We start from the raw sequence: 26,467 nt of genomic DNA, 5'->3' as shown, positions 1-26,467 counted from the left end.
TGCGCGGCGGCGCGCCGCCACGCCGTCGCTTAGCGGCTTCCGGTGCCGGCGGCGATTGCGCTGCCGCTACCCGCGCAGGGCGCGAACAGGTCGCGTGAACGTTCGTAGACTCCGGTCTTGACCTGCATCAGGCCCAGCACCGACGGGAACAGGTTGTCCTGGTCGGCGTACTGGCGCGAGCGCGCACGCACGCAGGCCAGATCCAGGCCGCGGTCGCTGGCGAAGCCGGGCGAAAACCACATCACCATCGGCACGTGGGTCTGCTCCTGCGGGGCGATCGCATACGGCACGCCGTGCAGGTACAGGCCCTTCTCGCCCAGCGATTCGCCGTGGTCGGACAGGTAGATCATCGCGGTGTCGTAATCGGGCATCGCTTCCAGCGTGGACACGGTGCGCGCCAGCAGGTGGTCGGTGTACAGCAGCGAGTTGTCGTAGGCATTGGCGATCAGGTCGCGCTCGCAGTGGCCCAGGTCGGCGGTGTCGCAGGTCGGCGTGAAGCGTCGGAAGCCGGCCGGATAGCGTTCGAAATAGCTGGGGCCGTGGCTGCCGAGCTGGTGCAGCACGACCACGCGGTCGCCGGGCTTGGCGCGCACCTGGGTGGCCAGGTCCTGCAGCAGGATCTCGTCCATGCAGCGGCCGTCCTTGCACAGCTGCGGGTCCTTGGCGTCGTCCAGGCGTTGGATCGTCAGGCCATCGCACACGCCCTTGCAACCGGACTGGTTGTCGCGCCACAGCGTGGCGATGCCGGCGTGCTCGAGTACGTGCAGCAGCGACTGGTGCTTGCGGATGTTGCCTTCGTTGTAGTCGTGGCGGCCGAACGGGGAGAACATGCACGGCACCGAGACCTCGGTGCTGGTGCCGCACGAATGCATGTCGGGGAAGTTGATCACGTCCAGCTGCGCCAGCTGCGGCGTGGTCTGGCGCACGTAGCCGTTCAGGCCCCAGTTCTGCGCGCGCGCGGTTTCGCCCAGCACGACGACCAGCAAGCGCGGCTTGCTGCCGGACGCGCGCGGCGTGGCGATCGCATCGTGTTCCAGCGGCAGCTTCGGCGCCTTGTGCGTGGGGCTGTCGGACTTGAGGTTCTGCCGCAACGCGACCAGATAGTTGATCGGCGTGGCCAGGTAGCGGATCTCGCGATGGTTGCGCATCATCGCAGACAGATCCTGGAACGACAGCATCGCGCCGACGCCGCCCAGCGCCAGCATCGCCAGCAGGAAGCCGGCGCGGATCGCCAGCGCCTTGCCTGGCGAACGCCGGATCAGGCGCAGCCGCCACAGCGCCAGGATCGGCAGCGCAGCGTAGAACAGCAGCGGCGCGATCAGCGCCGGGGTCATCAGTTCGCGCGATTCCTTGTGGTCGGTGGCCAGCACGTTGCGCAGCATGTCCGCGTCCAGATAGACGCTATAGCTGTTCATGTAGTGCGTGGCGAACGCGGTGGTGAGCAGCAGCACGCTCAGCAGCGGCTTGGATACGCCGCGCCACAGCAGCAGGCCCAGCAGCAGCCCGTGCACAGACAGCAGCAGCAGGAACAGCGACACGCCCAGCTTCAGGTCGCCGGGGTGGCCGCTCATCGCGCTGCGCCAGAACATGTCGTTGCAGGCCAGGGCGAAGAACGCGCTGGCGGCCAGCGCCAGGGTCTCGTTGCTCAGCAGCGGGCGGTAGCTCCACCAGCGGGTCTTGGAATGGGTGCCGGGATGCGGCAGCGAAACGCTCATGCGCGACTTTCCTTCACGACAGGCAAGGGGAGATGCATGGATCGGGCCGAAACCTGCGGCCGCCACAGCAAAACACGGTACAGGCCCAGGGCCACGCACCAACTCAGGGACAGCGTCCACAGATCGTGGGACAGGAAGTGCGCGCCGCGCAGCTGTTGGCCGAACCCGAACAGCAGCCCGGCGCCGAGCCCGACCGCCAGCGCCGGCCAGCGCCAGGCCGGTTTCAATGCCAGCGCGACGAAGTACAGCGCCACCCAGGCATAGCCGGCGCTGGAATGCCCGGCCGGGAAGCAGGCCGCATGCGGCATGCCGGCCGGCCGCGCCTCGAACAGGCCAATGTACGGCAGGCGGCCGCCGTAGCGGCTCAGGTCCCACGGGCAGTCCATGTGGGTCAGCGACTTCAGCAGCGATACCACGCCGGTGCTCAACGCCACCGCCAGCGCCAGATACAGCAGCGGCAGCCGGTAGCGCTGGCCGTCGGCGCGGCGCCAGGCCCAGGCCGCCAGGGCGGCGGTCGCCACCCAGGCCACGGTGCTGAGCAGCTTGCCGTCGTGATGGATCAGGCTGCGGGTCAGCGCCGCGTTCTTCAGCGCCCAGTGGCCGCCTTCCCAGCGGTACAGCAGGTCGGCGAACCAGAAATCCCCGCCCAGGCCCATCAGCACGGTGCTGGCCAGTAGCGTCGCGGCCAGCGGCAGCAGGGCGTGGGACAGATAGAAATGGCCATGCGCGCTCGGATTGCTTGCGCTCACGGTGGGCATGCCAAGGGACGGACTATGCATAGTCTGCAGACGCAGCCTGGGACGGTAAGAGTGGATATGGTCACCGTGCCCGTGTCGGAGAGTGGTCGGACTGTGAAGGTAGCGGCGCTGCGGGCTTCAGCTGCAGTTGTATTTCTGCAGCACTGGATGCGTATCCCAATCGGCGTCATTGCTGCGATGCCGCATGCCGAGCCGCGCGGTGAAGGCGATGCGTGGGTCAGGGTCGCCCAGCGTGGCCCGCAGAGACGCAGCGTTCCGACCGCGTTCCGACGCGCATCCGCTAGCATGGCGCCCATCCCCCCGTCGTCCCGGAATGCGAGCGAGTGCCATGCGGCTGTTGGTGATAGAGGACAACCGGAACCTGGTCGCGAACCTGTTCGATTATTTCGAGGTGCGCGGCCACACCCTGGACGCGGCGCCGGACGGCGTCACCGGCCTGCACCTGGCCACCACCCAGCACTACGATGCGGTGATCCTGGACTGGATGCTGCCGCGTCTGGACGGGCCGCAGGTGCTGCGCGCGATGCGCGAGCAGCACCGCGCCGAGGTGCCGGTGATCATGCTCACCGCGCGCGACGAACTGCCTGACAAGATCGCCGGTTTCCGCGCCGGCGCCGACGACTACCTGACCAAGCCGTTCGCGCTGCCGGAGCTGGAAGTGCGGCTGGAGGCGCTGCTGCTGCGCGCGCAGGGCCGCGGCCGCAGCAAGCTGCTGCGCGTGGGCGACCTGCAGCTGGACCTGGGCACGCTGGAGGCGACCCGCGGCGGCCGCACCCTGCACCTGTATCCTGCCTGCCGCAAGCTGCTGGAAGTGCTGATGCAGGCCAGCCCGGCCGCGGTCACCCGCGATCGTCTGGAGCAGGCGCTGTGGGGCGACGAGCCGCCGGACGGCGACATGCTGCGCTCGCATATCTACGACCTGCGGCGCAGCGTGGATGGCCCGTTCGCGACCAAGCTGATCCACACCCTACCGCGCATCGGCTACCGGCTTGCGGTGGTGGACCCGCACGAGCAAGAGCATGCCGCGTAGGACTGGGCTGCGGCAACGCATCACCCTGTGGCTGGTCGGCTATGCGGCGCTGCTGTCGCTGGCGGTGTTCGTGCATGGCTACATCGTCAACGACCAGGCCGAGCAGCTGACATGGCGTTCGCTGCTCAGCTCCGAACTGGAGCATTTCCTGGCGCGCAGCGCGGTCGATCCGGACTACCGCTGGATCGACACCCGCACCGTGAGCCTGTACGGCGACGAAGGCGGCGAGCCGCTGCCGCCGGCGGTGGCGGCGCTGGCGCCTGGGCTGCACGACGACGTGCCACTGGAAGGCCGCGACAAGGTGGTGCTGGTGCAGGACGTGCAGGGCCGCCGCCTGGCGCTGTCGCTGGACATCACCGAGCTGCAGAAGCACGAGGAGAACCTGGCGCTGTGGATGCTGCTGTCCAACGTGATCGCGGTGCTGCTGCTAGGCGCGCTGGTGGCCTGGGGCCTGGGCCGGGTGGTGCAGCCGCTCACCGACATGGCGCAACGCATCGGCAGCCTGCGCCCGGACCGGCCGGGCCAGCGCATCGAAGTGCATCCGCGCGCCAGCGCCGAACAGGTGGTGATCGCCGATGCGCTGAACGACTACCTGCTGCGCAACGACCTGTTCGTCGAGCGCGAGCGCGCCTTCATCGACAGCACCAGCCATGAATTGCGCACGCCGGTGGCGGTGATCGGCGGCGCCGCCGAACTGGCGCTGGAGCAGTCCGACATCCCGCCCAGCGCGCGCAACCAGCTGCTGCGCATCCGCCGCACCGCCAGCGGCGTCGGCCAACTGATCTCGTTGCTGCTGGTGCTGGCCAAGGACCCGGCGCGGCTGGCGCGCGGCAGCGACCTGGTGCGCCTGGACCAGTTGCTGCCGGACATCGTCGAAGACCATCGCCACCTGTGCGCCGACAAGCGCCTGGAGCTGGTGCTGGCGCCGTTGCCGCCGTGCGAGGTGCTGGCGCCGCTGGCGATCGTGCAGGCGGCGATCGGCAACCTGCTGCGCAACGCCATCGAGAACAGCGACCAGGGCGTGATCCAGATCGCGATGCCGGCGCCGGGCGTGGTGCGCATCGACGACCCCGGCCACGGCATGGCGCCGGAAGAGATCAGCGCCATCTACATGCGCATGGCCCGCGGCGGCGGCCGCGAGGGCAGCGGCATCGGCCTGGACCTGATCGCGCGCCTGTGCGAGCACCTGGGCTGGTCGCTGCAACTGGATTCGGATGCGGGGCAGGGCACGCGGGCGACATTGGATCTGCGTCCGGCATTGAAGGATGCTGGCGCGGCGTAGCGCGTTGCCGCGCTTGCACCGAAGCGGCATCGGCTTGCGGCTATTGCCGCGCAACCTGTACCGCAACCTGTAGGAGCGGCTTCAGCCGCGACCGCGTCCGCAGCTGGGTTGCCATCCATGCCCTGATGGCATCCGAAGCCCGTGCGCTATCCCGCTTCGTTCGTCGCGACTGAAGTCGCTCCCACAGTGGCTTGCGGCAAATTGGCTGGTGCGCTGTGGGAGGGACTTCTGTCCCGACTGCCATCCGTAGCCGGTTGGCATCGTTGCTTCGTTCGTCGCGGCTGAAGCCGCTCCTACAGTGGCTTGCGGCAGATTGGCTGGGTGCACTGTGGGAGGGGCTTCAGTCCCGACTGCATGCGTGGCCGGTTGGCATCGTGCTTGGTTCGTCGCGGCCGAAGCCGCTCCTACAGTGGCTTGCGGCAGATTGGCTGGGTGCGCTGTGGGAGGGACTTCAGTCCCGACTGCATGCGTGGCCGGTTGGCATCGGTGCTTCGTTCGTCGCGACTGAAGTCGCTTCTACTGTGGCTTGCGGCAGATTGGCTGGGTGCACTGTGGGAGGGACTTCAGTCCCGACTGCATGCATGGCCGGTTGGCCTCCGTGCTTCGTTCGTCGCGGCTGAAGCCGCTCCTACAGTGGCTTGCAGCAGATTGGCTGGGTGCGCTGTGGGAGGGACTTCAGTCCCGACTGCATGCGTGGCCGGTTTGCATCGTGCTTCGTTCGTCGCGGCTGAAGCCGCTCCTGCAAGAATTCGGAGGCCGAGGGATTGCTTGCGCGGGCTTCACGCCTGCTGCGGCAACAGTCCGCGCTGCAGCAGCCAGACGCGCGCGTCTTCGGCGTCCTGTTCGAACCAGGCCCGTGTCGAACCCAGCCGGTAGGTGTAGCCCCAGGTATCCATGTCGGCCATCAGCCGCGCGCTGCCGACGCCGGGCAGCGCGTCGGCCAGCACGATCTGCAGGTAGCAGGTGGCGTCCTCTTCCTCGACCGAGTCGGTGGCGTCGGTATGCACCAGCGCACGCCGTTCCGGCGGCAGCAAGATCAGGTGGCAGGCCTCGTGCAGCAGCGAATGCACCGGCGTGTCGTCGCGCACGTACACGTCGCTGGCGATCACGCCGGCTTCCGGTTCGCCCCAGTAGCTGCCGGGAATCTTGGCGCCGTCGGCGACCCGGTGCAGCATCAGCCCATGCCGGGCCAGCAGCGCGCGCGGCGCGTCCAGGCCGATGGCGCCGACGGTCAGGACCTCGGCAGCGGGTGCGGAGCGGGAGTCGTCGGTCTGCATCGTGAGGTCGGGAAGGAGAGGCGGCGCGAGAGGCAATCGGCAACGCATTGGCGGCGGTTGGGCCGGCCGACAGCGCGACTGCCATGCCGCTCGAACTCGTGCGTTCGGTGAGCGCAGCTGGGGTGGTGCACGCAACCATGGCGCATTTCGGGCGCCGCAGTGCATTTTCGTGGGGACGTTATGTCGAACACACCACCGAACAACGCGGCGCAGGCTGCGCGCCACGGTCGCTATCCACGACCGCAGCGCGCTGCCCGTCAGGGCGTCGGCCCTTCCGGCAATGCCACCGAGATATCGAGCACGTCGTGTTCGCCGTCCTTGACCAGGTCCACCTTGACCGCGTCGGCGTCGATGTTGACGTACTTCTTGATCACTTCCAGCAGTTCGCGCTGCAGCAGCGGCAGGTAATCCGGGCCGCCGCGGTGGTTGCGTTCCTGCGCGATGATGATCTGCAGGCGGTTCTTGGCCGTCTCGGCGGTGTTCTTCTTGGCCTTGAGAAAGTCGAATAGTCCCATGCTCACCCTCCGAACAACTTGGTGAAGAAGCCCTTCTTCTCCACGGAGATGAAGCGCATCGGGCGCTCTTCGCCCATGATCCGGGCCACGGCGTCGTCGTACGCCTGGCCGGCCGGGGACTCGCCGTCCAGGATCACCGGCTCGCCCTTGTTGGAGGCGTTGAGCACGTCGCCGGATTCGGGGATCACGCCGATCGCCTTCAGCCCCAGCACTTCCTCCACGTCGGTGATGCTGAGCATCTCGCCGCCTTCCACCCGGCCCGGGCTGTAGCGGGTCAGCAACAGGAACGCCGGCACGGTCTGGCCTTCCTCGGCCTTGCGGGTCTTGGAGTCGAGCAGGCCGATGATGCGGTCGGAGTCGCGCACCGAAGAGACTTCCGGGTTGACCACGACCACGGCGCGGTCGGCGAAGTACATCGCCAGGAACGCGCCCTTCTCGATGCCGGCCGGCGAATCGCAGACGATGTATTCGAAGCCTTCGGCGACCAGGTCCTTGAGCACCTTCTCCACGCCTTCCTGGGTCAGCGCGTCCTTGTCGCGGGTCTGCGAGGCGGCCAGCACGTACAGGTTGTCGAAGCGCTTGTCCTTGATCAGCGACTGCTTGAGCGTCGCCTCGCCGTGCACCACGTTGACGAAGTCGTACACCACCCGGCGCTCGCAGCCCATGATCAGGTCGAGGTTGCGCAGGCCCACGTCGAAGTCGATGACGGCGACCTTCTTGCCGCGTCGCGCCAGCCCGCAGGCCAGGCTCGCGCTGGTGGTGGTCTTGCCGACGCCGCCCTTGCCGGAGGTGACTACGATAATTTCAGCCAAAGGAATGTCTCCTGATACGTTCGGTTGTAGGGCCGCGTCAATCTTGCGCGGCGATCTTGATCTGGTCCTGCTCCAGCCAGACCTGGACGGCCTTGCCACGCAGTTCCTTGGGAATATCGTCCAGCACCTTGTAGTGGCCGGCGATGGCGACCAGTTCGGCGTGGAAGTCGCGGCAGAAGATCCGCGCCTCGGTGTTGCCTTGCGCGCCTGCCAGCGCGCGACCGCGCAGGCTGCCGTAGATGTGGATGCTGCCGTCGGAGATCACTTCGGCGCCGGCGCCGACCGTGGCCACCACGGTCAGGTCGCAGTTCTCCGCGTACAGCTGCTGGCCCGAGCGCACCGCGGTCTTCTGCATGCGGCCCGGCTGCGGGCGCGCCGCAGGGGCGGGCGGCGGCGGGGGCGGCGGCGAGACCGGGGCGGGCGCTGCGGCGGGAGCGCCGCCGTCGATGCGCTCGTACTGGGCGCGGAACTTGGCCAGCAGCGGCAGGCCCAGCGCCTCGGACAGCTGTTCGGTCTCGCGGGTGCCGTAGGCCAGCGCCACCGGCAGCACGCCGGCGGCGCGCAGGCCTTCCAGCAGCGCGCGCGCGGTGGCGGTGTCGGGCGTCTGCGCCAGGCCGCCGAAATCGATGATCACCGCGGCGCGGCCGAACAGCTTGGGCGCGCGCTGCACGCGCTCGCGCATTTCCTGGGTCAGGCGCGCCACGTCCAGGGTGCGGATGCGCAGGTTGGCGATGCCGACCTGGCCGATCTTCAGTTCGCCTGCCTGCTCGAAATCCAGATTCACCGACGACACGCTCAGGTCCCGGTCGGGCGCTGGGCCCGTTGCAGGCGACGGGCATGGCCGACCCAGGGCAGGTCGGGCAACTGCTCGCCGTAGGTCTCGCGGACCCAGGCGTAACTGCACAGATCCTTCAACAGCATGCTGGCACGCACTTCCACCTCGTTCATCGTGTTCTGGCCCACTTCGCGGAAACCGAAGCTGCCGTGGAACAGCAGCGCCGCGTCCGCGCCATGGTCCAGGAAAACCTCGCACGCCAGCTGCGGGTAGCGCAGCTCGGCGTAGCTCTGCACGTCGGCATAGAACGCGCGGCCGACGCCACCGCCGCGGCGGCGGCTGGCCACCACGATGCGGTCGATATAGAAGAAGGCCGGATAGCGCTCGCGAAACCAGGCGAAATTGCTGCTGTCGTGATCGCTGTCGCCGCCGAAACCGACCAGGAAGCCGGCCAGGTTGCCGTCGCGCTCGGCGACGCGGAAGTATTCTGCGGTCTCGTAGAAGCGGTGCAGCTTGGCCGAATCCAGCGGCAGGATCGCCAGTCCGGCGTTGTTGTTCAGGGCCAGGACCGAATCGAGCTCGTGCTCGCGCACGTCGCGGATGACGATCGACATTGGGACTCCGTTGCTGATGCGCGCGCGGCCAGATGCGGACCGCCAGCCGGATTATCGCACGCGTGGCCCGGGGCGGCGAGCCGCGCATGCATGACTTCCGTGGGAGTGCATTGCGCACCGTTCATCCTAAGATGCGTGCATGTTGGGAAACCTCAGCCATACCCGCGTCCTGCGCTTCGCCGGCCTGTTCACCTGGGCCATGATCGCCATGCCGCTGGTCTACACCTACTGGATCCCGGAAGAGGGCTTGAACCGGCGTGGCGGCTGGGAAGCGGCGATGATGTCCGGCTTCTTCATCGCCTTCGGCGGCAGCTACTACTGGCTGACCCGCGGGCTGGGCAGTGGCGGCCACGCGCATTGGTACGATCGGCTGATCCTGCTGCTGCTGACGGTCTGCGCGCTGGCGGTCAGCTATCTGACCGGAAGCGGGCTGGGCAGCATCCTGATGATGGTGGCGGCGGGGGTGATCCCGTGGCTGCTGCCGGTGCGGATCGGCGTGCTGTGGCTGGTGCTGAGCCAGTTGGCGGTGCTGCCGGTGTACTACCTGCTGGTCGGCTTTCCGATGTTCGATGCGCTGATGCAGTCGCTGCTGTACGGCGGCTTCTCCATGTTCATCTTCGTCACCAGCCTGGTCGCGCGGCAGCAGGCCCAGGCCCGCGAGGAGCAGCGCCAGCTCAATGCCGAGCTGCGCGCCACCCGCGCGCTGCTGGCCGAAAGCGCCCGGGTCAACGAGCGCACCCGCATCTCGCGCGAGCTGCACGATCTGCTCGGTCACCACCTGACCGCGCTGAGCCTGAACCTGGAAGTGGCCGGCCACATCACCGAGGGCCGCGCGCAGGAGCATGTGCACCAGGCGCATACCCTGGCCAAGCTGCTGCTGACCGACGTGCGCGAGGCGGTCAGCCATCTGCGCGACAGCGGCGCGATCGACCTGGCCGCGGCACTGCGGCCGCTGGTCGAGCGGGTGCCGTCGCTGCGGATCCACCTGCAGGTGGACGAGCCGCTGACCGTCGAGGATCCGGAGCGCGCGCATGTCTTGCTGCGCTGCACCCAGGAAATCATCACCAACACGGTGCGCCACGCGCAGGCCGACAACCTGTGGATCCAGGTGCGCCGCGAAGGCCCGCAGGTGGTGATCCGCGCCCACGACGATGGCCGCGGCTGCGAGGCGCTGCTGCCCGGCAATGGCCTGCGCGGGATGCGCGAGCGGCTGAGCCAGTATGGTGGCAGCCTGGAAATCGATGCGCCGCAGGGCACGGGCTTCCGCCTGCGCGCCTCGGTCCCGAGCGCGGCCGCCTTGCTGCCGCCCGCCGTTTCACAAGGAGTGTTGTGATGATCCGTGTCTGCCTGGTCGACGACCAAACCCTGGTGCGGCAGGGAATCCGCTCGCTGCTGGCGTTGGACGGCGGGATCGAGGTGATCGCCGAGGCCAACGACGGCCGCCAGGCGGTGGAGCTGATCCCGCAGGTGAAGCCGGACGTGGTGCTGATGGACATGCGCATGCCGGCGATGTCCGGGCTGGAGGCGCTGCAGATGCTGTCGCGCAACGGCACGCTGCCGCCGACCATCATCCTGACCACCTTCGACGACGACCAGTTGGTGCTGGCCGGGCTCAAGGCCGGGGCCAAGGGCTACCTGCTCAAAGACGTGTCGCTGGAACAACTGGTCGGCGCGATCCGCGCGGTGGCCGCCGGCGGTTCGCTGGTGCAGCCGGCGGTGACCCAGCGCCTGCTGTCGGGCCTGGAGCACATGCGCAACGACTTCGTCAGCCTGGATCGGCCCGACCCGCTGACCGACCGCGAGACCGAGATCCTGCGGCTGATGGCCAGCGGCTTCTCCAACAAGGAGATCGCCAACTCGCTGGGCGTGGCCGAGGGCACGATCAAGAATCACGTGTCCAACATCCTGTCCAAGCTCGGCGTACGCGATCGCACCCGGGCGGTACTGAAGGCGTTCGAGCTGCAGTTGGTCTGACGGGCCAGGATGCCCGGCCCGGCGCAGCGCGCTGGGCGTTCGCGCGCGCCGACGCCGCGTCAGCCCCTTGTGGGAGCGACTTCAGTCGCGACGAACGCAGCAGTAGGCCCGCCGAGCCTGGATGGGGTCAGAGCCGATGGCCTTTGCGTCACACCGTCCCGGACGCATTGGTCTGGCCGCCCGGCCAGGCGGCATCGCGCGCGCGCAGGCGCAAAGGCCGCGCCGAAGCTGGCTGGCCTGCAGCGCCGCGGCCCTGCGCCAACCCTGTCGGCCACCGTTTGCGCGACAATGGTCTGGTCGCCGGCTGGACCGTGCGGCGGCCCTGTGCACGGCGCCTTCGCGGGGAATTGGCCACTGTGCCGAATTCCGCGCCGCGATGTGCATGACCACGAACCGCGAAGCCTGCTAGGATGGCCGCTTCGCTTCATTAACCCGGCCGTGGGATCGGCCCCGGAGACCTCCTGAATGACCCGTATTATCGAATTCCTGATCGCACTGGGGATCGTGGCTGGCCTGTTCGTCATCGTCGGCCTGGTGCTGCCTTCGGAGCGTCACATGTCCGAGAGCGTCGAAACCAATCGGCGTATGACCATTGTCTATGACACGGTGAACAGCCTGCGTCGTTTTAAGGACTGGAACCCTCTGGTGCTACGCGATCCGCGTATCCAACTGAAGCTTTCCGGTCCTGAAGCCGGCGTCGGCGCCCGCCTCGATTACACCTCCAGCGAGGGCTACATCGGCAAGGGCAGCTGGACCATCACCTCGACCGAAAAGAACAAGCAGGTCGTCATCGGCATCGAAGACGAGAGCAAGGGCAGCGACAAGACCACGTCGTTCAAGCTCGAGCCGACCGGCAAGAGCGGTCGCAACGTCAAGATCACCCAGGACTACACGGTCAAGTACGGCTGGGACCTGTTCGGTCGCTATGCCGGCCTGTACGTGAGCCGCCATGTCGGCGACGACATCAAGCTGGGCCTGTCGCGGCTGAGCAACGTGCTGGCCACCGTGCCGAACGTCGACTACCGCGCCGAGGAAACCCCGCTGACCGACCTGAAGGTCGTCGACGTCCCGTCCGAGGATCTGCTGGTGGTCAACGCCGGCAACATCGACCGCGACAACGACTCCATCAAGAAGTCCATCAAGGACAACCAGGAGTGGATCAAGCGGGTGATGGACGCCAACGGCCTGGAAGCGGCCGGTCCGGTGCGCATCGTCACCACCGATTTCGGTTCCGACAAGTACGCCTTCGACGTGACCCAGCCGGTGCGCAAGCGTGCCGGTGGCGCGCCGAAGCCGGACGCGGCGGCCAAGCCGGAAGAGAAGAAGGACGATGCGGCTGCTCCTGCGGCTCCGGTCGATGCGACCCCGGTCGCCGCCAGCGGCGATCCGATGAAGCTGACCATCCCGCAGGGCGCGCCGGTCACCTACCTGCGTACCGAAGCGCACCGCTCCGCGTTCGCCAGCTACACCGGCCACATGGCGGGCCTGGATGCGGCGCGCAATGCGGTCCGCGCCTGGGCCGCCACCAGCGGCTACGACGTGACCGACCGTCCGTACGAGGCCTGGAAGGGCGGCGTGGACAAGGCGTTCACGCCGGAAGGCACGTACGACATCTACTGGGCGATCAAGTAAGCCGTCGCCTGGATGGATGAGTGACCCGAAACGCGCCGCTTCTTGCGGCGCGTTTCGTTTGTGGGGCCGGAAACCGGCCGCAACGGAGCACCGTCATGCTGAATCTCGATCGGCGTTCGCGCAAACGCTCGTGGCTGGCCTGCGCCGGCGGCCTGTTGGCGGCCGCCGCGATCGGTCTGTCCGCCTATGCCTCGCACGGCGTCGCCGAGCCGCTGGCGCAATCGCATCTGCAGACCGCGGCCCTATACGCGTTCGGCCATGGCCTGGCGCTGGCGGCACTGGCTCGCAGCAGCGAACGCCTGCTCGGCCGCGCCGCCTTGGCGCTGTTGCTGCTCGGCACGCTGCTGTTCTCCGGCAGCCTGGCCGGTAACGCGCTGGCGCAGTGGCCGACCCGGCTGGCCCCGGTCGGCGGGACGACACTGATGCTGGGCTGGGTGCTGTACGCGCTGGATGCGCTGAGGCGTTGAGATGCCACATCACGCGCGCGGATTCGACACTCAGGCCGCCTTCGATTATTTGAGCCGGCGCGACCGCAAGCTCGGCGCGTGGATGCGCCGGATCGGCCCGATCGCGCCGCAGCCGGGCTGGACCAAGCCGTTCGATCCGGTCGATGCGCTGGCGCGCGCGATCCTGTTCCAGCAGCTCAGCGGCAAGGCCGCGGCGACCATCGTCGGCCGCGTCGAGGCGGCGATCGGCAGCACCCGGCTGCATGCCGACACGCTGGCGCGGATCGACGATCCCGGCCTGCGCGCCTGCGGCGTGTCCGGCAACAAGGCGCTGGCGCTGCGCGATCTGGCGCGGCGCGAGACAGCCGGCGAGATTCCTTCGTTGCGCAAACTCGCCTTCATGGACGACGAGGCGATCGTGCAGGCGCTGCTGCCGGTCCGCGGCATCGGCCGCTGGACGGTGGAGATGATGCTGCTGTTCCGCCTGGGCCGTCCCGACCTGCTGCCGGTGGACGACCTGGGCGTGCGCAAGGGCGCGCAGCGGGTGGACACGCTGGAGCAGATGCCCACGCCGCAGTCGCTGGACGCGCGCGGCGAACGCTGGGGTCCGTATCGCAGCTATGCCAGTTTCTACCTGTGGAAGATCGCCGACTTCAGCGACGCCACCAAGCTGCCCACGCCGCGTTCGCAGGAGTAGGGCCGAGCGACGCTCGGCCGGGGTGTCGTCGCGGACCCTGGCGCCCGTTCAGGGCGTGGGCGAAGGACGTGCGGCTTGCTCCGCTGCCGGCTGCGCGGTTGCTGCGGGCGCTGGCGTCCGGAAAAACGGGTCGTCGCTTAGGCGTGGACGCTGCGAGGACGGGAAGCGCCGTTCCTGCTGCAGCCAGCCGTTGTACTGAAAGGTGGCGCGCGCCGCGCTTAGAAAGGCCAAGACGATCAACACGCCCGTACCCAGGCCGGTGAGGTTGCCTGTGACCAAGAACACCACGCGCACCAGCACGTAGTACGCCAGCAACAGGATGGCGGCCACCCGGCTGTTGCGGTAGAGGCCGTAGGCGAGCGCGGAGACCAGCGCCGCTTCGATGCCGCTGGTGACGCCGCTTGCCACCTGGCCGGCGACGAATCCGCGCACGGCGGCGATCAGGTCCATCGCCGCAAGAATGCTGGCGAGGATGCAGCCGACCATGATCTTGCGCACGATGGTGTCGGGCGCCTTGGCCAGCGGTGGCGCGGCGGCGGGCATGTGCGCTTGTGGGGCGGCGTAGGGATTGTCCGGCATCGGCCTGGCGTCCTTGCATCGAGGTGTCAGAGAGCCGATAGCGGCCGTCGCGGCGGAAACTTGAAGCGCGCTGCGCTTCTGGGCGCGTCATCGCGATGCACTTGCGCGATGTGCGGCCGGCTACGCGCCGGTCGGCAGACAATCACACGAGAAAGCGTAGCGATGCGCCGGTTCGCCGTTGATGCGCTCAGCGTGGAGTTTCCCCACCTAAGGCTTTTCGAGGTCCCTGACGAATGAGACGGCGATGTCGGCTGCCGCTGCGCCAGGTCATGCGCAAGCGGACGCCTGCCAGCGCCAGGGCTCGTAGGCGAAGCCGTGCGGATTGTCGCGTGGATAGCTCATCCGGTACCCGACGGCACCGGCGCGCGCAGCCAGGCGAATGCCGAGGTGCGTTCGACACTTTCTTCGGCCGGCGGCTCGCCAGGCATGTCCTGGCTTTTCTGTATCTGGCCTTCATCCCAATGTGGCTGGAATGAATGTCTAGACAGCCTGGGATAGGAAAAGCCCGGTCGCGGCTGGAGCCGCTCCTACAGGGGAGTTGCCGTCGACCACCGTGGCGGCGCGCGTCATCGCATCCAGCGTCATGCCGGCAAATACCTGTCCCACAGCCGATTGCGGAAGCGGTGCTGCGGATCGATGCGGCGCTTGATCCGCGCGAAGGCCTCGGCTTCGGGGTAGGCCGCGGCGAACTGGCGCGGGGTGGCATGCAGCCGGTACGGCAGGTAGTAGCGGCCGCCGTGCGCCAGCGCCGCGTCGATCAATTGCCGGGTCCACACTGCCGCGGCCCGATCCGGGGCGGCGCCGCTGCGCTGCTTGTAATACAGCACGAAGGAGAACACCGGCTGCGGCGCCCAGCGCAGCAGCGACACCGTATCGGCCGGCGAGTGGCGGATCGACACATTGAGCGCGTTGACCTCGTGGCGGCGCAGGATCGCGCCCATCTCGCGCGCGAAGGCGGCGAACGCCGGCAGCGGCAGGAAGTATTCCTGCAGCAGGTAGGTGGACATGCGCCGCGTGCGCGGTTCCAGCGAGCGCGCGTCCAGGCTGGCCTGGCAGTTGCGGCGCATCACCGCCGGCGTTTGCAGCAGCGGTTCGGTCTGATAGCGCTCGCGCAACGATTCGCCCAGCGGCAGTTCGGAGGCGGCCCAGATCAGGTTCTGTTCGCGCGCGTAGTCCTGCCCGCGCGGCACCAGCCGGCGCGTGTCGGTGGGCGCCGCGTCGCTGCGCAGCCAGGTCACCGCCAGCGGGCGATCGAAATGCGGCGGCATCAGGTCGGCGTTGTGCATCACCGCGCGCGGGTCGGCGGCGATGCGTTCGGCGAAGAAGGCCGGATAGTCCGCAAGCGCCACGCGCTGCGCATGCCGTTCCAGCATGTCGTTGCGGGCCAGCGACAGTTCCACTTCGGTGACCACGCCGAGTCCGCCGTAGCCGCCGATCGCCGCGGAAAACAGCTCGGCATCGCGCTCGCGGTCGAGTTCGTGCACCTCGCCCTGCGCATCCACCAGTTGCAGTGCCTGCACCGTATGCGCGATCGGCCCGGCATGCAGGTAGCGGCCATGGCAGTTGACCGCGACCGAGCCGCCGACGCTGAAATTGCTGTAGCTCTGCATCACCGCGACCGCCAGGTCGTGCGGGTCGATCAGGTCCTGCACGTCGCGCCAGCGCATGCCGCTGCGCACGCGGATGCGCTGCGCGGCCGGGTCCAGACGCACCAGCCCGACCAGTTCGCGCAGATCCAGATGCAGCGAGCCGGCGGCGCCGATCTGCCCGCCCATGCTGTAGCGCGCGCCGCCGATCGAGACCGCGCCGCGGCTGCCGCGCAACAGCGCGGCGACGTCGGCCACGCTGCGCGGCGTGGCGATGCGCGCGACCGCGGTGCGGTCGATGCCGGCGATGTCGGTGACCTGCGCAGCGGCGGCAGTCTCGCGCCGGCAGCCAGGCATCGCCAGTGCGGCGCCGGCACCGATCAGGGCGGCAGTGGCCGCACGGCGCTGTTTGTCGATGTGCTCGTCCATAAGCAAGGTGTTCTCAGTGGGATTGGCAGGGGGTGTATGTCAATCGGCGACCAGTTCCACCTGCGTCTGCACGCGCACCCAGGCATCCTGGCTGGGATCGTTGAGCGTGGCGTGCAGCGTATAGGTGCCGAGCGGATCCGCCGGTTCGAAGCGCAGCTGCAGTGACAGCGGTGCCAGTTCCAGCATGCCCGGCGCGGCCGGTTTGCCGCCGGTGGTCAGCGCTCGCGCAGGTTCCTGCAGCGCGACCTGGCCGTCCGGCCCGAGCATGCGCAGGCTCAGTCGCGCGTCGCAGGCGCCGTCGTTGTTGGGACTGGGCGCGCAGCCCGAATACAGCACGACCACGCGCAGCGGTTCGCCGCGGCGCACGCGGGCGGCCGTGCGCAGTTGCGGGCCGTGGCTGCTGTCGGTCTCGGTCCACTCTTTCCCGAAACGCGCGAATGCGGCTTCGTCGGCGACGTGGACCGTCGCCGCGAAGTTCTTGTCGTGCGCGCGCTCGGCGCTGTCGGCGACCGGCTTGCCCTGGCGGTCGTGCCACTGCGCGGAGGCGCCGACCGGCAGCAACAGCAATCCCAGGGCGCACCACGTCAGGCCGCCGCGCAACAAGCGTTCAATACGATGCTCCATGCCGACCTTCATGCCGACGCTCCCGCGTGCCAGCGCCAATGCCAGGGTTCGTAGACGATGCCGTGCGGATTGTCGCGCGGATAGCTCATCCGGTAGCCGAAGCCGGCGGCATGCGCGCGCAGCCAGGCGAAGGCCGCGGTGCGCTCGAAGCTCTCCTCGGCCGGCGGCTCGCCGGGCGTGCCGATGTCCAGCGCATCGCCGCTGTGGTGTTCGCTGTAGCCGGGCGCGGCATTGACCTGCAGGATCTTCTGCAAGCTTTGCCCGCGCGCGAACTTGCGCGCGAAGATGCCCAGTTGGTAGTCGTGGCTGCGGTAGCCGGAGATCGCCTCCAGCACCACGCCGTCGCGCGCGGCGGCGCGCTGCAGCGCCGGCCAGGCGCGCGCGGCGCCGGCGCTCAGCCACAGCGGGCGCCGGTAGCGGTCGCGACCGGCGGCATGCAGGGTGGCGGGTTCGGCCTGCAGCGGCAGGCCGGTGTCGCGCGCGTAGTCCTCGGCGTCCAGGCCGAGGCCGGCCAGGCGTTCGTGCAAGGCGCTCAGCGGCAGCAGTCCGGCGTCGCCGGGTTGCCGGCGCAGGGGCAGGGCGTCGAGGCGATCCAGCGCCGCCTCGATGCCGGGTTCGTGCATCAGCCGCGGCAGCAGCGCGTGCAGGCCGCGCGCGGAGGCGGCCGCCAGGTAGCGGCCGTCGCACTTGCGCCGCAGCAGCCAGGTCGCCTGCGCGAGCAGGCGCGCATCGAGGTTGCTGCGCGCGCGCAGCAACCCGGCCGGCAGCAGTTCGATGCATTCGGTATTGAGCAGCAGGGCGGGAGTGGGGCGCATCCGCACAGGGTAGGGCTAAGCGCGGTGCGCGGCCAGCCGTTGCAGGTCCTGCAGCAACTGCCGCGGCTGTTCGGGGCTCAGCAGCAGCCAGCGCCCGTTGCGCAGCGGCAGCGCCAGCACGCGGCTGGCGTCGGTGACCAGGCAGAACGCGCGCTGGCCGTTGCGCATGCGGAAATAGCCGGATTTGAAGCCGGGCAACGCGTAGGCGATGGTCTTGCGGGTCGGCGCGAATTCGCCGTGCTCGGCCAGGTCCACCACGCGCGCATGCGCCAGATCGATCTGCGCGATGTCGGTGCGCGCGGCGAACATGCTGGAGCGGACCAGCAGCGTCCGTTCCTGCAGGCGGATGCCGCGCCGCAGGTAGAACAGGCTCAGCACCGTACCGGTCGCCGGCAGCAGCACCAGGGTGGCCCAGTGCAGACGATGGCCGCGGTCCGGGCTGGACAGGCCCACGGCGGCGACCAGGCCGGCGGCGAGCAGCAGCGGCAGCCACAGGCCCAGCAGCGGCAGGCGCCCGGGCGTGGCCACGCGGTAGTCGCGGGAGGTCGGTGCGGCGCGGGAACGGCTGTGCATGGCGGTCATTGTTGTGCGCGGATTCGTTGTGCGCGGATCCACTGCGCGGTATCGGCGATCAGCTGCGGGTCGACATGCCCGGGTTGCCCGTACTCGGCCGGGCCGGGCGCGCCGCTGCCGGCGATGCCGAGGTGGTTGAGCTGCGCATAGCGGTGCAGGGTCGCGTGTGGGTTGTCGCCCAGCGCCTGCTGCCAGCGCTGCCAGTCCGGCGCGGTGACCTGGAAGTCGCGCTCGCCTTGCAGCCATAGCACCGGCTGGCGCAGGGCGAGGACGTCGGCCACCGGATCCACCTTGTCGAACGCGCGCCAGTACGCGGCCGGCAAGTCCTGCGGCGAATCGGTCCGCGCCACCGCGCCGTCGCCGCGAACCTTGGTCACGCGCCGCTCGATCTCGGCCACGCGCGCCTTGCCCTCGGCGGATGGCGTGCCTTGCAGGCCGAGCAGGTAGCGGTTCTGGTCGAGCAGCAGGTCCAGCAGCGAGCGCGCCGGTGCCGCCCACAGGACGATGCCAGCGGTCTTGCCGGACATGCGCGCGATGCGCGCGGCGAGCATGCCGCCCTGGCTGTGGCCCATCACGAAGATGCGCCTGGGGTCGATGCCAGGTGTGCGCGCCAGCGCCGCGACCGCGGCGACGGCATCGTCGGTGGTTTCGTCGTCCATGGTGAAGCCGTCTTCCATGCGCCCGGCGAAGCTTTCCGGCAGGGCGAAGGTGCGCTTGTCGTAGCGCAGCACCGCGATGCCTTGCGCGGCGAGGCCACGCGCGACATCCAGGAACGGCCGGTTCGGGCCGATGGTCTCGTCGCGGTCGAGCGGGCCGGAGCCCTGCACCAGCACCACGGCCGGGAACGGCCCCTTGCCGGCCGGCAAGGCCAGGGTGCCGGGCAGCGGACCGACCGCGAACGCCTGTTCGGCGAAGCCGGCATCGGCGGCGGGCGGCGGCGGGGCCGGTGGCGCCGCCGGGGTCAGCAGCAGGCCGGCGATCTTGCCTTCGGCGTTCACCGAGACATGCAACAGCATCGCCCCGCGTTCGAACTGCAGGCGTCGCTCGATCAGGCTGAGCCCTTGCTGCTGGCGTTCGCTGGCCGTGCCGCGATGCTGCAACGCGCCCATCTGCGCGGACACCATGTGCCAGGCCTCGGCCAGTTTCTCGGCCGGCACCGCTTGCGCCATCGCCGGCGTGAAGTCGCGCTCGGCCGCGGCGATGTCGCCGGCCTGCAAGCGATCCAGCAGCGTGTCGGCAGCCTGTTGCGGCGTGGCCGCCAGCGCGCAGGAGCACGCCAGCAGCAACGGCAGCGCGAGCCGCGACGCGCAGCGCAGGCGCATGTCAGAGCTCCCGCTTGAACATCAGCAGCGGCTTGGTGCCCGGCAGGGTGAGGACGTTGATCAGTTCCCAGCCCAGCTTGCCTTGCTTGCTCAGTTCGGCCTGCAGTTCCTCCATCTTCAGGCCCATCAGCAGATTGGTCTTGGTTTCGAGGGTGAGGTATTCCCAGCGCTTGCTCATGCTTCCGGTTCCTTGTCGTCCTGCGGCTTGGGCAGCCGTCCGGCCTTGCGCAGCGCGTCGCGCAACACGTATTCGATCTGCGCGTTGAGGCTGCGCAGCTCGTCGTCGGCCCAGCGCTGCACCGCTGCCAGCACGTCGGCGTTGATGCGCAGCGGATAGGCCTTCTTCTCGCTCATGCGGGACGGCTCCTGTGCATCCGTGCGGCCGCTGTCGCACGGAAGTGGCGCGGCTCGCGCATCAGTACAGCGAGCCGGCGTTGACGATCGGTTGCGCGCCGCGGTCCGAGCACAGCACGGTCAACAGGTTGCTGACCATGTGCGCCTTGCGCTCCTCGTCCAGCTGCACGGTGCCGTTCTTCTCCAGTTCGGCCAGCGCCATTTCGACCATGCCCACCGCACCGGCGACGATGCGCGTGCGTGCGGCGATCACCGCGTTGGCCTGCTGCCGCTGCAGCATCGCCTGGGCGATTTCCGGCGCATAGGCGAGGTGGCTGATGCGCGCCTCGATCACGTCCACGCCGGCCTGGGTCAGGCGCTCGTCGAGATGGCGCTTGAGCTGCTCGCTGATCTCGGCGGGATGGCTGCGCAGCGAGATCTGGTTGTCCTCGTGCTGGTCGTAGGGATAGCTGGTGGCCATCGCGCGCAGCGCCGATTCGGACTGGATGTGCACGAAGCTCTCGTAGTCGTCGACGTTGTACACCGCCTCGGACGCGTCGATCACCTGCCACACGATCACCGCGGCGATCTCGATCGGGCTGCCGTCCAGTTCGTTGACCTTGAGCCGGCCGCTCTCGAAGTTGCGCACGCGCTGGCTGACCTTCTTCTTCGAATAGAAGGGGTTGTTCCAGCGCAGGCCGTTGTCCTTGACCGTGCCCACGTACTTGCCGAACAGGCTCAGCACCGCGGCCTGGTTCGGCTGCACCGTGTACAGGCCGCACAGGCTGAACAGGGCGGCCGCGCCCAGCAGCAGCGACAGCAGCACCAGCGGCAGCGAGCTCGGCCCGCCGCTGACCGGGTCCTTGATGATGCCCATCACGAACAGCCACAGCGCCAGCGCGGACAGCGCCAGGACGCCGAGCAGAAGCGGAATGCCGGGCAGTGAGCGAAGCGTGCGTTCTTTCATGGCGGTCTCCCCAGGTGTGTGGCGGAAAGATATCACTTTGATATCTCTTTGCAAGGGGGTGTCCGGCACGTTCGCAATGGGACGGGCGCGTCGGGCCGTTAGAATGGCGCCCCTCTTTCCGCGCAGGCACCGCCGCCATGACCACCCTGGGAACCCCGCTGTCCGCTTCCGCCACCCGCGTGCTGCTGCTGGGCTCGGGCGAACTGGGCAAGGAAGTGGCGATCGAGCTGCAGCGCTTCGGCGTGGAGGTGATCGCCGCCGACCGCTATGCCGACGCGCCGGCGATGCAGGTGGCGCACCGCTCGCACGTGCTGGACATGCTCGATGCGATGGCGCTGCGCGAGCTGATCGCGCGCGAGCAGCCGCACTTGATCGTGCCGGAGATCGAGGCGATCCACACCGAGACGCTGGTGGCGCTGGAGCGCGAGCACGGCCAGCGGGTGATCCCGACCGCGCGCGCGGCGCGGCTGACCATGGATCGCGAGGGCATCCGCCGCCTGGCCGCCGAGACGCTGGGCCTGCCGACCTCGCCGTACCGCTTCGTCGATACGCCGGAGGAGTACCGCGCCGCGATCGCCACGGTCGGCCTGCCATGCGTGGTCAAGCCGGTGATGTCGTCCTCGGGCAAGGGCCAGAGCACGTTGCGCAGCGAAGCCGAGATCGACGCCGCCTGGGAATACGCGCAGACCGGCGGCCGCGCCGGCGCCGGCCGCTGCATCGTCGAAGGCTTCATCGACTTCGACTACGAGATCACCCTGCTGACCGTGCGCCATGCCGCCGGCACCTCGTTCTGCGATCCGATCGGGCACTGGCAGAAGGACGGCGACTACCGCGAGAGCTGGCAGCCGCAGCCGATGTCGGCGCTGGCGCTGCAGCGGGCGCAGGAGATCGCGCGCGCGGTCACCGACGACCTCGGCGGCTGGGGCCTGTTCGGCGTGGAGCTGTTCGTCAAGGGCGACGAGGTCTGGTTCAGCGAAGTGTCGCCGCGACCGCACGACACCGGCCTGGTCACCCTGGTCTCGCAGGAACTGAGCGAGTTCGCGCTGCATGCGCGCGCGATCCTGGGCCTGCCGATCCCGGTCATCCGCCAGAGCGGGCCGTCGGCCTCGTGCGCGCTGCTGGCGCACGGCGAGGGCGTGCCGCTGTTCGGCAACGTCGCCGCCGCGCTGCAGGCCCCGGACACCGCACTGCGCCTGTTCGGCAAGCCCAGCGTGCACGGCCACCGCCGCGTCGGCGTGACCCTGGCGCGCGGCGCCAGCATCGACGAAGCGCGCCAGACCGCCCGCGATGCGGCAGCCGCGCTGACCATCGAACTGAAGGCCTGACGGCACGGAAAAGGGACGCGCCAGTCACGCCGTTCCCAATCCCCAATCCCGATTCCCCAATCCCGGCTCTTCAACCCGGCGGCGCGAACCGCGCCGCCGCCAGGCGGATGCTCCACACCAGTTCCACCATCGCCAGGTTGTTGAGCAGCGCTTCGCCGCCGAGGATCAGCCAGTAGCCGCTGCCGTCCACCCAGAACGGGACGAACGACCAGTCCGGCAGCAACAGCTGCGGCTCGCTGTAGAACGACACATAGCCCTGCGCCCCGCTCCAGCCGCGTGCGCTCTGCCGTTGCGCGAAGTCGGAGAAATCGGCCGCGGCCACGCTCAGCGTGTCGGCCTCGTCCTGGCTCAGCCCGGCATGGCCCAGGCGGAAGCCGCCGTCGGAGGCGAGCACCGCGCGGCGTTCGGCCGACAGCGGCGCGATCACGTGCTGGGCGAAATCGTCCAGGCGGATCTCCGGGCCGGGCACCGGGCGCCGCAGCAACTGGATCCACTGCCGCTCGCGCGCCTCGTGCAGCAGGCGCTGCACGTCGCCGTCCACGCGCATGCGCCATTCCGGCAGCGACAGCGCGCCGTGCGCGCTGAGCAGCAGTTGCAAGGCGCGCTGCATGCGGTCCGGTGCGGCGCTGGCGAAACCGTGCAGCACGCCGTGCGGCGTCGGCATCAGCCAGGTGGGGTCTTGATCGTTCATGGCCAGTGGCTTGCGGTGGGAAGAGGGAAGGCGGCGGAAACGCTGCGGCCGCCGAGCAGATCGCGTTGCTGCAACCAGCGCGCGGCGCGGTCCCAGCGGTCGTCCAGCGCCAGCGCGTGGCGGCGCAGGTCGCGGCTGGCGAGCATGAAGGCGAGCTTGTCCTGGCAACTGACGCAGTAGTCGAGGAATTCGCGCTCGCTGCGCGCGGCCGCCAGCGGCTCGCCATCGCACAGCGCCTCCACCACCTCGCGCGCCAGCCGCCGCGAGTGATCCGGATTGGCCCGGCGCATGCGCGCCGGCACGTCGGCCGACGGCCGCGCCAGCACGCTCCAGCGCGTGGCCAGCGCGGTGATCGGCAGCAGCGCATGGCCCTGGCTGTGGCGCAGGAACGCTGCGGCGATGTGCGGCGGCAGGCGCTGCTCGGCCATCTGCAGCGCGGCGTGGCGCAGCGCGCTGTCGTGGCGCGGCAGGCCGACGAACAGGTCGGCGAGCACGCCTTGCACCGGTTCGTCGTCGGCCAACTGCAGCGCTGCATGCAGCCGCGCCAGGTGCGCGCCGGTGTCGTGCGGATCGCGCAGCAGCGCGCGCGCATGGGTGCGCATCAGCAAGCGGGCCGGATCTGGAGCGGGGCGGTTGGCCATGGCGGTACGCTCAGTCCAGCAAGGTGTCGATCAGGTCGATCATGAATTCCGCGTCTTCCATCGCCATCGCCTCGAAGCCCTGCTCCAGGCCGAGCGCATCGAGGACGCCCCGATCCTCGCGGTGCACGGCATCGCCCAGCGCCAGCAGTTGCGCCTGCAGCGCGGGCACCTGCGCGGCGATCCGCGGGTGCGCCAGCAGCACATGGCCGATGTCGCACAGTGCGCTCTGCACCAGCGGCCGCAATCGCTCCCGGGTCAGCCGCGACAGGCGGTGGTAGGCGTCGGCCAGGAACAGGCCGGCATCGGCCTCGCCTTCCAGCAGCAGCCGCGCCACCGCGGCGTAGCTGCTCGCCGGGCGCCAGGCGATGCGTTCGGGATCGAGATCGGCCGGCTCCAGCAGGCGCAACGCGATCAGGCGCACGTCGTGGTTGTCGGTCAGCGCGATGCGGCAGCCGTAGGCCAGGTCTTCGACGCAGCGTGCCGGCGCGTCCGCGGCGGCGGCGATCACCACTTCGTCGGCGTGACCGCGCGGGCGTGCGACCGGCAGATAGCCGTGTGTGCGGATCAAGGCGCTGGCATCGAACGGGCTGGCGTACACCAGATCGACCACGCTGCGGTCGAGCAACTGCTTCTGTTCGGCCGCATCGGCCGGCATCAGCAGGTGCAGGCCGACCCCGGCGCGGCGCTGCAGCACGGTGCTGAGCAGGTACCAGCCGCCGAAGTTTTCCGGTGCGAAATCCGGCGCGACCAGGAAATCGAGGCTCATGCCGGGCTCTCCGCGCATTCGTCCTGCAGCCACTGCGCGTACAGCGGTTGCAGCGCGTCGATGCGCCGCCGCGAGGGCTTGCGCCGCACCGAGGTGAAGCCCACCACCTGGCCGTTGCGCACGTTCGGCAGCGCGGTGGCGTAGACCCAGTAACAGGCGCCGTCGCGGCGCAGGTTCTTGACGTAGCCGTGCCACTTTTCGCCGTCCAGTACCGTGTCCCACAGGTCGGCGAACGCACGCCTGGGCATGTCCGGATGGCGCAGGATGCAGTGCGGCGCACCGATCAGCGTCGCCCGCGGCCAGCCGCTGAGTTCGACGAAGGCGTCGTTGGCGTGGGTGATGACGCCGTCCAGATCGGTGCGCGAGACGATCAGGCGCCCGTCCGGGTAGGCCACTTCGCGTTCGCTCCAGTACACCAGGCGGCGGCTGCCGTCGTGGTAGCGCAGCTCGGCGCTGCGGTGCGGTTCGTGCGGCGGATCCATCGGCGGCAGCGGCATGGCGTCGCTCCTAGAGGATCTGCTGCAGCGCGTGGGCGGCGCGCTTGATGTCCAGGAACACCAGGCCGAGCTTGGCGCTGGGCTTGGCCAGCACGGTCAGCACCGCTTCGCGCCCGGCCGCGCTCATGATCACGTAGCCCAGTTCGCCCTGGATCAGTACCCGTTCCAGCGGCCCGCGTGCCAGCTCGCGCGCGCTGCGCTCGCCCAGCGCCAGCAGCGCGGCCGACATCGCGCCGACGCGGTCCTCGTCCATGCCCTGCGGCATCGCCGAGGCGATCGTCAGTCCATCCAGGGAGATCAGCGCCGAGGCCTCGATGTCGGCGGTGGCGCCGTTGAGTCCCTCCAGCGCCTGTTGCAGCTGTTGCGTTCGCATGCTCGCTATCCGGTGATGCATCCCGACGGGGTGCGGGATGCATTGGATAGCGTTTGCGCAGTCTTGCCCTTGATCTGGATCAAGGCCGCGGCGCGGCGACCCCCAAAGCCCGGATCAGCTCAGTCGCCGGCGACCGCCAGCGCTACGACTCCCTAATCCCGACTCCCCAATCCCGGCTCCCCAGCCACATCCACCCACACCAGGTGATGGTCGCTGCCGTCGGCGATCGCCGCGGCCGGGACGTTGGAGGCCGGCCAGAACACGCCGCTGTCCAGGTAGCGGAAGCCATTGGACGGCAGCACGTAGTCCAGCCGCATCGCGCCGGCTTTCGGCCCGAAATCGCCGGTGACCTGCTGCGGCGGGCCGCGGTGGGCGATGCCGTGCGCGGCATAGGCGCGCGCGGCTTCTTCGCCGCCGGCGCTGTGCGGGGTCGGGTAGTGCAGCACGCGCGGGTGCTCGACCAGCGCGCGGATCGCGTCGTGGCGGCCTTCGCCGTCGATGACGTCGTTGTTGAGATCGCCCAGGATCACGAAGCGCGCGTCGGCGGCCAGGCCGCCGCAACGGCCGGCGTCGTCGCACAGCCATGTCGCGCTGGCATTGTTGTCCAGATACTCGCGCCACAGCCGCAGTTCGTCGTGGTTGCGTGCGGCGTTGCGCTTCTCGGCGCCGTCGAACACCGGTGGCGTGGGATGCGCGACCAGGGCATGGACCAGGCCCAGCGGCGTGCGCACCGGCACGTCCCAGTGCGACTTCGACGACAGCCGCAGTTGCGCCCACACCGCATCGCTGTAGAACGGGCGGCCGTCGGGCGGAACGGTCGGGCGCAACGCGCCGGGCATCGCGCTCCACTTGAACAGGCGGAAGCTGCGCACCGCCGCGGCGTCGATCGGATATTTGGACAGCAGCAGCATGCCGTACTGGCCGGGATGCAGGCCGTAGCCCCAGGCGTCGTTGCCGAGCGCACGGCCGTCGCCGCCGACGCTGCCGTCGTTGTCCAGGTCCAGTCCACTTGGCACGCCGGTGTTGACCGGCGCCAGGTAGCGGTACGGGTAGTGCAACGCGGCGCCGCCGAGCGGCTGGGCGACTTCCAGGTAGCGCTGCTGGAACAGGTCGGCGGCGCGGTGCGCATCGTCGTAGTCGAATTCGTTGAGCAGCACCAGGTCCGGGCGCACCTGCTGCAGCACCGCGGCGATCTTGCGCGCCTGCGCGCTGTCGCCCTGCAGTGCGGCGATCAGGCCGCCGTCCTCGTCCGAATTCAGCGAGGTGTTGAAGGTGGCCAGGCGCAGTGCCGCGGCGGCGGGCGGCGCGGGCGTGGTGGCGGTCGGGGCGGAGCCGGTGTGCGAGCAGGCGCCGCACAGCAGGGTCAGGGCGAGCAACAGGGCGCGTGGGTTCATGCGCGCATGTTCGCATGCGGCGCAT

The 26,467-nt window shown here is 69.3% G+C and carries 30 protein-coding genes and 1 pseudogene; 8 read left to right on the top strand and 23 right to left on the bottom strand.

Annotated elements, in window-relative coordinates; translation table 11 throughout:
* Nucleotides 1-29 precede the first annotated feature (29 nt).
* Together HEP74_RS14910 and HEP74_RS14905 are read right to left on the bottom strand one after the other, a co-directional pair.
* The gene (locus HEP74_RS14910) at nt 30-1,715 is read right to left on the bottom strand and encodes a phosphoethanolamine transferase (RefSeq protein WP_185813542.1); all 1,686 of its coding nucleotides are present in this window, start codon (nt 1,713-1,715) and stop codon (nt 30-32) included.
* Nucleotides 1,712-2,494, bottom strand: coding sequence for a phosphatase PAP2 family protein (locus HEP74_RS14905; protein WP_179570759.1), 783 nt, complete (start codon nt 2,492-2,494; stop codon nt 1,712-1,714). Before HEP74_RS14905 ends, HEP74_RS14910 begins: the two co-directional genes overlap by 4 nt.
* Before the next feature lie 307 nt (nt 2,495-2,801).
* On the opposite strand from HEP74_RS14905, the gene HEP74_RS14900 reads away from it, so the two are divergent.
* Entirely contained in the window at nt 2,802-3,503 is a 702-nt protein-coding gene (locus HEP74_RS14900; RefSeq protein ID WP_179570760.1) for a response regulator transcription factor, read from the top strand.
* Nucleotides 3,493-4,785: a sensor histidine kinase gene (locus tag HEP74_RS14895; RefSeq protein WP_185813541.1), complete on the top strand. Its 1,293-nt coding sequence runs from the start codon at nt 3,493-3,495 to the stop codon at nt 4,783-4,785. Before HEP74_RS14900 ends, HEP74_RS14895 begins: the two co-directional genes overlap by 11 nt.
* 779 nt (nt 4,786-5,564) lie before the next feature.
* Here the strand turns inward: HEP74_RS14895 and HEP74_RS14890 are convergent.
* The 5 genes from HEP74_RS14890 to HEP74_RS14870 all read right to left on the bottom strand — a co-directional run bounded on the left by HEP74_RS14890 (nt 5,565) and on the right by HEP74_RS14870 (nt 8,778).
* Nucleotides 5,565-6,062, bottom strand: a complete 498-nt coding sequence (locus HEP74_RS14890) for a hypothetical protein (RefSeq protein WP_185813540.1) — start codon at nt 6,060-6,062, stop codon at nt 5,565-5,567.
* 257 nt (nt 6,063-6,319) lie between these two features.
* Nucleotides 6,320-6,577 carry a cell division topological specificity factor MinE gene (gene minE, locus HEP74_RS14885; protein WP_009608870.1) on the bottom strand — a complete coding sequence of 86 codons (258 nt, stop codon included), beginning with the start codon at nt 6,575-6,577 and terminating at the stop codon, nt 6,320-6,322.
* A gap of 2 nt (nt 6,578-6,579) precedes the next feature.
* On the bottom strand, nt 6,580-7,389 hold the full coding sequence (gene minD, locus HEP74_RS14880; protein WP_185813539.1) for a septum site-determining protein MinD: 810 nt from the start codon (nt 7,387-7,389) through the stop codon (nt 6,580-6,582).
* Nucleotides 7,390-7,426: 37 nt separating this feature from the next.
* The gene (gene minC / locus HEP74_RS14875; RefSeq protein WP_185813538.1) at nt 7,427-8,182 is read right to left on the bottom strand and encodes a septum site-determining protein MinC; all 756 of its coding nucleotides are present in this window, start codon (nt 8,180-8,182) and stop codon (nt 7,427-7,429) included.
* 2 nt (nt 8,183-8,184) lie between these two features.
* Complete coding sequence (locus tag HEP74_RS14870; protein WP_179570765.1) at nt 8,185-8,778, bottom strand: GNAT family N-acetyltransferase; 594 nt, start codon at nt 8,776-8,778, stop codon at nt 8,185-8,187.
* 139 nt (nt 8,779-8,917) lie between these two features.
* Between HEP74_RS14870 and HEP74_RS14865 the strand changes: the two genes are divergently transcribed.
* From HEP74_RS14865 to HEP74_RS14845, 5 genes are all read left to right on the top strand, one after another.
* Entirely contained in the window at nt 8,918-10,111 is a 1,194-nt protein-coding gene (locus tag HEP74_RS14865) for a sensor histidine kinase (RefSeq protein ID WP_185813537.1), read from the top strand.
* Nucleotides 10,111-10,752, top strand: a complete 642-nt coding sequence (locus HEP74_RS14860; RefSeq protein ID WP_003465620.1) for a response regulator — start codon at nt 10,111-10,113, stop codon at nt 10,750-10,752. Before HEP74_RS14865 ends, HEP74_RS14860 begins: the two co-directional genes overlap by 1 nt.
* Before the next feature lie 465 nt (nt 10,753-11,217).
* Nucleotides 11,218-12,384, top strand: a complete 1,167-nt coding sequence (locus tag HEP74_RS14855; protein WP_185813536.1) for a polyketide cyclase — start codon at nt 11,218-11,220, stop codon at nt 12,382-12,384.
* A gap of 95 nt (nt 12,385-12,479) precedes the next feature.
* Nucleotides 12,480-12,851, top strand: a complete 372-nt coding sequence (locus HEP74_RS14850; RefSeq protein ID WP_185813535.1) for a DUF423 domain-containing protein — start codon at nt 12,480-12,482, stop codon at nt 12,849-12,851.
* A gap of 1 nt (nt 12,852) precedes the next feature.
* On the top strand, nt 12,853-13,527 hold the full coding sequence (locus HEP74_RS14845; protein ID WP_185813534.1) for a DNA-3-methyladenine glycosylase family protein: 675 nt from the start codon (nt 12,853-12,855) through the stop codon (nt 13,525-13,527).
* A 48-nt stretch (nt 13,528-13,575) separates the two neighbouring features.
* On the opposite strand, the gene HEP74_RS14840 is transcribed toward HEP74_RS14845, so the two are convergent.
* The 10 genes and pseudogenes from HEP74_RS14840 to HEP74_RS14795 form a co-directional block, all read right to left on the bottom strand.
* Nucleotides 13,576-14,070 carry a hypothetical protein gene (locus HEP74_RS14840; RefSeq protein ID WP_185813533.1) on the bottom strand — a complete coding sequence of 165 codons (495 nt, stop codon included), beginning with the start codon at nt 14,068-14,070 and terminating at the stop codon, nt 13,576-13,578.
* 303 nt (nt 14,071-14,373) lie between these two features.
* A pseudogene (locus tag HEP74_RS14835) lies at nt 14,374-14,531 on the bottom strand (D-alanyl-D-alanine carboxypeptidase family protein); the annotation flags it as partial.
* A gap of 156 nt (nt 14,532-14,687) precedes the next feature.
* Nucleotides 14,688-16,121 carry an FAD-binding oxidoreductase gene (locus tag HEP74_RS14830; protein WP_185813532.1) on the bottom strand — a complete coding sequence of 478 codons (1,434 nt, stop codon included), beginning with the start codon at nt 16,119-16,121 and terminating at the stop codon, nt 14,688-14,690.
* 39 nt (nt 16,122-16,160) lie between these two features.
* A complete protein-coding gene (locus tag HEP74_RS14825) occupies nt 16,161-16,745 on the bottom strand; it encodes a hypothetical protein (protein ID WP_255427759.1) in 585 nt (194 codons plus the stop codon).
* A gap of 8 nt (nt 16,746-16,753) precedes the next feature.
* Complete coding sequence (locus HEP74_RS14820; protein WP_185813530.1) at nt 16,754-17,560, bottom strand: M15 family metallopeptidase; 807 nt, start codon at nt 17,558-17,560, stop codon at nt 16,754-16,756.
* Between the two features lie 15 nt (nt 17,561-17,575).
* Nucleotides 17,576-18,133: a PH domain-containing protein gene (locus HEP74_RS14815; RefSeq protein WP_185813529.1), complete on the bottom strand. Its 558-nt coding sequence runs from the start codon at nt 18,131-18,133 to the stop codon at nt 17,576-17,578.
* A 5-nt stretch (nt 18,134-18,138) separates the two neighbouring features.
* Nucleotides 18,139-19,455 carry an alpha/beta hydrolase gene (locus tag HEP74_RS14810; protein WP_185813528.1) on the bottom strand — a complete coding sequence of 439 codons (1,317 nt, stop codon included), beginning with the start codon at nt 19,453-19,455 and terminating at the stop codon, nt 18,139-18,141.
* Between the two features lies 1 nt (nt 19,456).
* Nucleotides 19,457-19,633, bottom strand: coding sequence for a DUF4177 domain-containing protein (locus HEP74_RS14805; RefSeq protein WP_146093497.1), 177 nt, complete (start codon nt 19,631-19,633; stop codon nt 19,457-19,459).
* Complete coding sequence (locus HEP74_RS14800; RefSeq protein WP_185813527.1) at nt 19,630-19,809, bottom strand: type II toxin-antitoxin system antitoxin; 180 nt, start codon at nt 19,807-19,809, stop codon at nt 19,630-19,632. The genes HEP74_RS14805 and HEP74_RS14800 overlap by 4 nt, the downstream gene beginning before the upstream one ends.
* Before the next feature lie 61 nt (nt 19,810-19,870).
* Entirely contained in the window at nt 19,871-20,665 is a 795-nt protein-coding gene (locus tag HEP74_RS14795; RefSeq protein WP_524540800.1) for an SPFH domain-containing protein, read from the bottom strand.
* Between the two features lie 227 nt (nt 20,666-20,892).
* Here HEP74_RS14795 and purT point away from each other — a divergent pair, with 227 nt between their 5' ends.
* The gene (gene purT / locus HEP74_RS14790) at nt 20,893-22,080 is read left to right on the top strand and encodes a formate-dependent phosphoribosylglycinamide formyltransferase (RefSeq protein ID WP_185813525.1); all 1,188 of its coding nucleotides are present in this window, start codon (nt 20,893-20,895) and stop codon (nt 22,078-22,080) included.
* Nucleotides 22,081-22,150: 70 nt separating this feature from the next.
* Here the strand turns inward: purT and HEP74_RS14785 are convergent, their stop codons facing one another.
* From HEP74_RS14785 to HEP74_RS14760, 6 genes are all read right to left on the bottom strand, one after another.
* On the bottom strand, nt 22,151-22,771 hold the full coding sequence (locus HEP74_RS14785; protein ID WP_185813524.1) for a hypothetical protein: 621 nt from the start codon (nt 22,769-22,771) through the stop codon (nt 22,151-22,153).
* Nucleotides 22,768-23,412 carry a hypothetical protein gene (locus tag HEP74_RS14780; protein ID WP_255427758.1) on the bottom strand — a complete coding sequence of 215 codons (645 nt, stop codon included), beginning with the start codon at nt 23,410-23,412 and terminating at the stop codon, nt 22,768-22,770. The genes HEP74_RS14785 and HEP74_RS14780 overlap by 4 nt, the downstream gene beginning before the upstream one ends.
* 10 nt (nt 23,413-23,422) lie before the next feature.
* A complete protein-coding gene (locus tag HEP74_RS14775) occupies nt 23,423-24,178 on the bottom strand; it encodes a PhnD/SsuA/transferrin family substrate-binding protein (RefSeq protein WP_185813523.1) in 756 nt (251 codons plus the stop codon).
* Nucleotides 24,175-24,675, bottom strand: coding sequence for a PAS domain-containing protein (locus tag HEP74_RS14770; RefSeq protein ID WP_185813522.1), 501 nt, complete (start codon nt 24,673-24,675; stop codon nt 24,175-24,177). Before HEP74_RS14770 ends, HEP74_RS14775 begins: the two co-directional genes overlap by 4 nt.
* 10 nt (nt 24,676-24,685) lie before the next feature.
* Nucleotides 24,686-25,048, bottom strand: coding sequence for a roadblock/LC7 domain-containing protein (locus HEP74_RS14765; protein WP_185813521.1), 363 nt, complete (start codon nt 25,046-25,048; stop codon nt 24,686-24,688).
* Between the two features lie 152 nt (nt 25,049-25,200).
* Entirely contained in the window at nt 25,201-26,442 is a 1,242-nt protein-coding gene (locus tag HEP74_RS14760; protein ID WP_185813520.1) for an endonuclease/exonuclease/phosphatase family protein, read from the bottom strand.
* Nucleotides 26,443-26,467 lie beyond the last annotated feature (25 nt).

It is taken from the genome of Xanthomonas sp. SS, from assembly GCF_014236835.1.
Classification (GTDB): Bacteria; Pseudomonadota; Gammaproteobacteria; order Xanthomonadales; family Xanthomonadaceae; genus Xanthomonas_A.
This window is presented reverse-complemented; position numbering and strand designations above follow the sequence as displayed.

Coding starts and splice junctions, on each gene's coding strand:
- HEP74_RS14910 (WP_185813542.1), bottom strand. CDS start 1,715: ATGAGCGTTTCGCTGCCGCATCCCGGCACCCATTCCAAGACCCGCTGG.
- HEP74_RS14905 (WP_179570759.1), bottom strand. CDS start 2,494: ATGCATAGTCCGTCCCTTGGCATGCCCACCGTGAGCGCAAGCAATCCG.
- HEP74_RS14900 (WP_179570760.1), top strand. CDS start 2,802: ATGCGGCTGTTGGTGATAGAGGACAACCGGAACCTGGTCGCGAACCTG.
- HEP74_RS14895 (WP_185813541.1), top strand. CDS start 3,493: ATGCCGCGTAGGACTGGGCTGCGGCAACGCATCACCCTGTGGCTGGTC.
- HEP74_RS14890 (WP_185813540.1), bottom strand. CDS start 6,062: ATGCAGACCGACGACTCCCGCTCCGCACCCGCTGCCGAGGTCCTGACC.
- minE (WP_009608870.1), bottom strand. CDS start 6,577: ATGGGACTATTCGACTTTCTCAAGGCCAAGAAGAACACCGCCGAGACG.
- HEP74_RS14870 (WP_179570765.1), bottom strand. CDS start 8,778: ATGTCGATCGTCATCCGCGACGTGCGCGAGCACGAGCTCGATTCGGTC.
- HEP74_RS14865 (WP_185813537.1), top strand. CDS start 8,918: ATGTTGGGAAACCTCAGCCATACCCGCGTCCTGCGCTTCGCCGGCCTG.
- HEP74_RS14860 (WP_003465620.1), top strand. CDS start 10,111: ATGATCCGTGTCTGCCTGGTCGACGACCAAACCCTGGTGCGGCAGGGA.
- HEP74_RS14855 (WP_185813536.1), top strand. CDS start 11,218: ATGACCCGTATTATCGAATTCCTGATCGCACTGGGGATCGTGGCTGGC.
- HEP74_RS14850 (WP_185813535.1), top strand. CDS start 12,480: ATGCTGAATCTCGATCGGCGTTCGCGCAAACGCTCGTGGCTGGCCTGC.
- HEP74_RS14845 (WP_185813534.1), top strand. CDS start 12,853: ATGCCACATCACGCGCGCGGATTCGACACTCAGGCCGCCTTCGATTAT.
- HEP74_RS14840 (WP_185813533.1), bottom strand. CDS start 14,070: ATGCCCGCCGCCGCGCCACCGCTGGCCAAGGCGCCCGACACCATCGTG.
- HEP74_RS14830 (WP_185813532.1), bottom strand. CDS start 16,121: ATGGACGAGCACATCGACAAACAGCGCCGTGCGGCCACTGCCGCCCTG.
- HEP74_RS14825 (WP_255427759.1), bottom strand. CDS start 16,745: ATGGAGCATCGTATTGAACGCTTGTTGCGCGGCGGCCTGACGTGGTGC.
- HEP74_RS14820 (WP_185813530.1), bottom strand. CDS start 17,560: ATGCGCCCCACTCCCGCCCTGCTGCTCAATACCGAATGCATCGAACTG.
- HEP74_RS14815 (WP_185813529.1), bottom strand. CDS start 18,133: ATGCACAGCCGTTCCCGCGCCGCACCGACCTCCCGCGACTACCGCGTG.
- HEP74_RS14810 (WP_185813528.1), bottom strand. CDS start 19,455: ATGCGCCTGCGCTGCGCGTCGCGGCTCGCGCTGCCGTTGCTGCTGGCG.
- HEP74_RS14805 (WP_146093497.1), bottom strand. CDS start 19,633: ATGAGCAAGCGCTGGGAATACCTCACCCTCGAAACCAAGACCAATCTG.
- HEP74_RS14800 (WP_185813527.1), bottom strand. CDS start 19,809: ATGAGCGAGAAGAAGGCCTATCCGCTGCGCATCAACGCCGACGTGCTG.
- HEP74_RS14795 (WP_524540800.1), bottom strand. CDS start 20,665: ATGGGCATCATCAAGGACCCGGTCAGCGGCGGGCCGAGCTCGCTGCCG.
- purT (WP_185813525.1), top strand. CDS start 20,893: ATGACCACCCTGGGAACCCCGCTGTCCGCTTCCGCCACCCGCGTGCTG.
- HEP74_RS14785 (WP_185813524.1), bottom strand. CDS start 22,771: ATGAACGATCAAGACCCCACCTGGCTGATGCCGACGCCGCACGGCGTG.
- HEP74_RS14780 (WP_255427758.1), bottom strand. CDS start 23,412: ATGGCCAACCGCCCCGCTCCAGATCCGGCCCGCTTGCTGATGCGCACC.
- HEP74_RS14775 (WP_185813523.1), bottom strand. CDS start 24,178: ATGAGCCTCGATTTCCTGGTCGCGCCGGATTTCGCACCGGAAAACTTC.
- HEP74_RS14770 (WP_185813522.1), bottom strand. CDS start 24,675: ATGCCGCTGCCGCCGATGGATCCGCCGCACGAACCGCACCGCAGCGCC.
- HEP74_RS14765 (WP_185813521.1), bottom strand. CDS start 25,048: ATGCGAACGCAACAGCTGCAACAGGCGCTGGAGGGACTCAACGGCGCC.
- HEP74_RS14760 (WP_185813520.1), bottom strand. CDS start 26,442: ATGAACCCACGCGCCCTGTTGCTCGCCCTGACCCTGCTGTGCGGCGCC.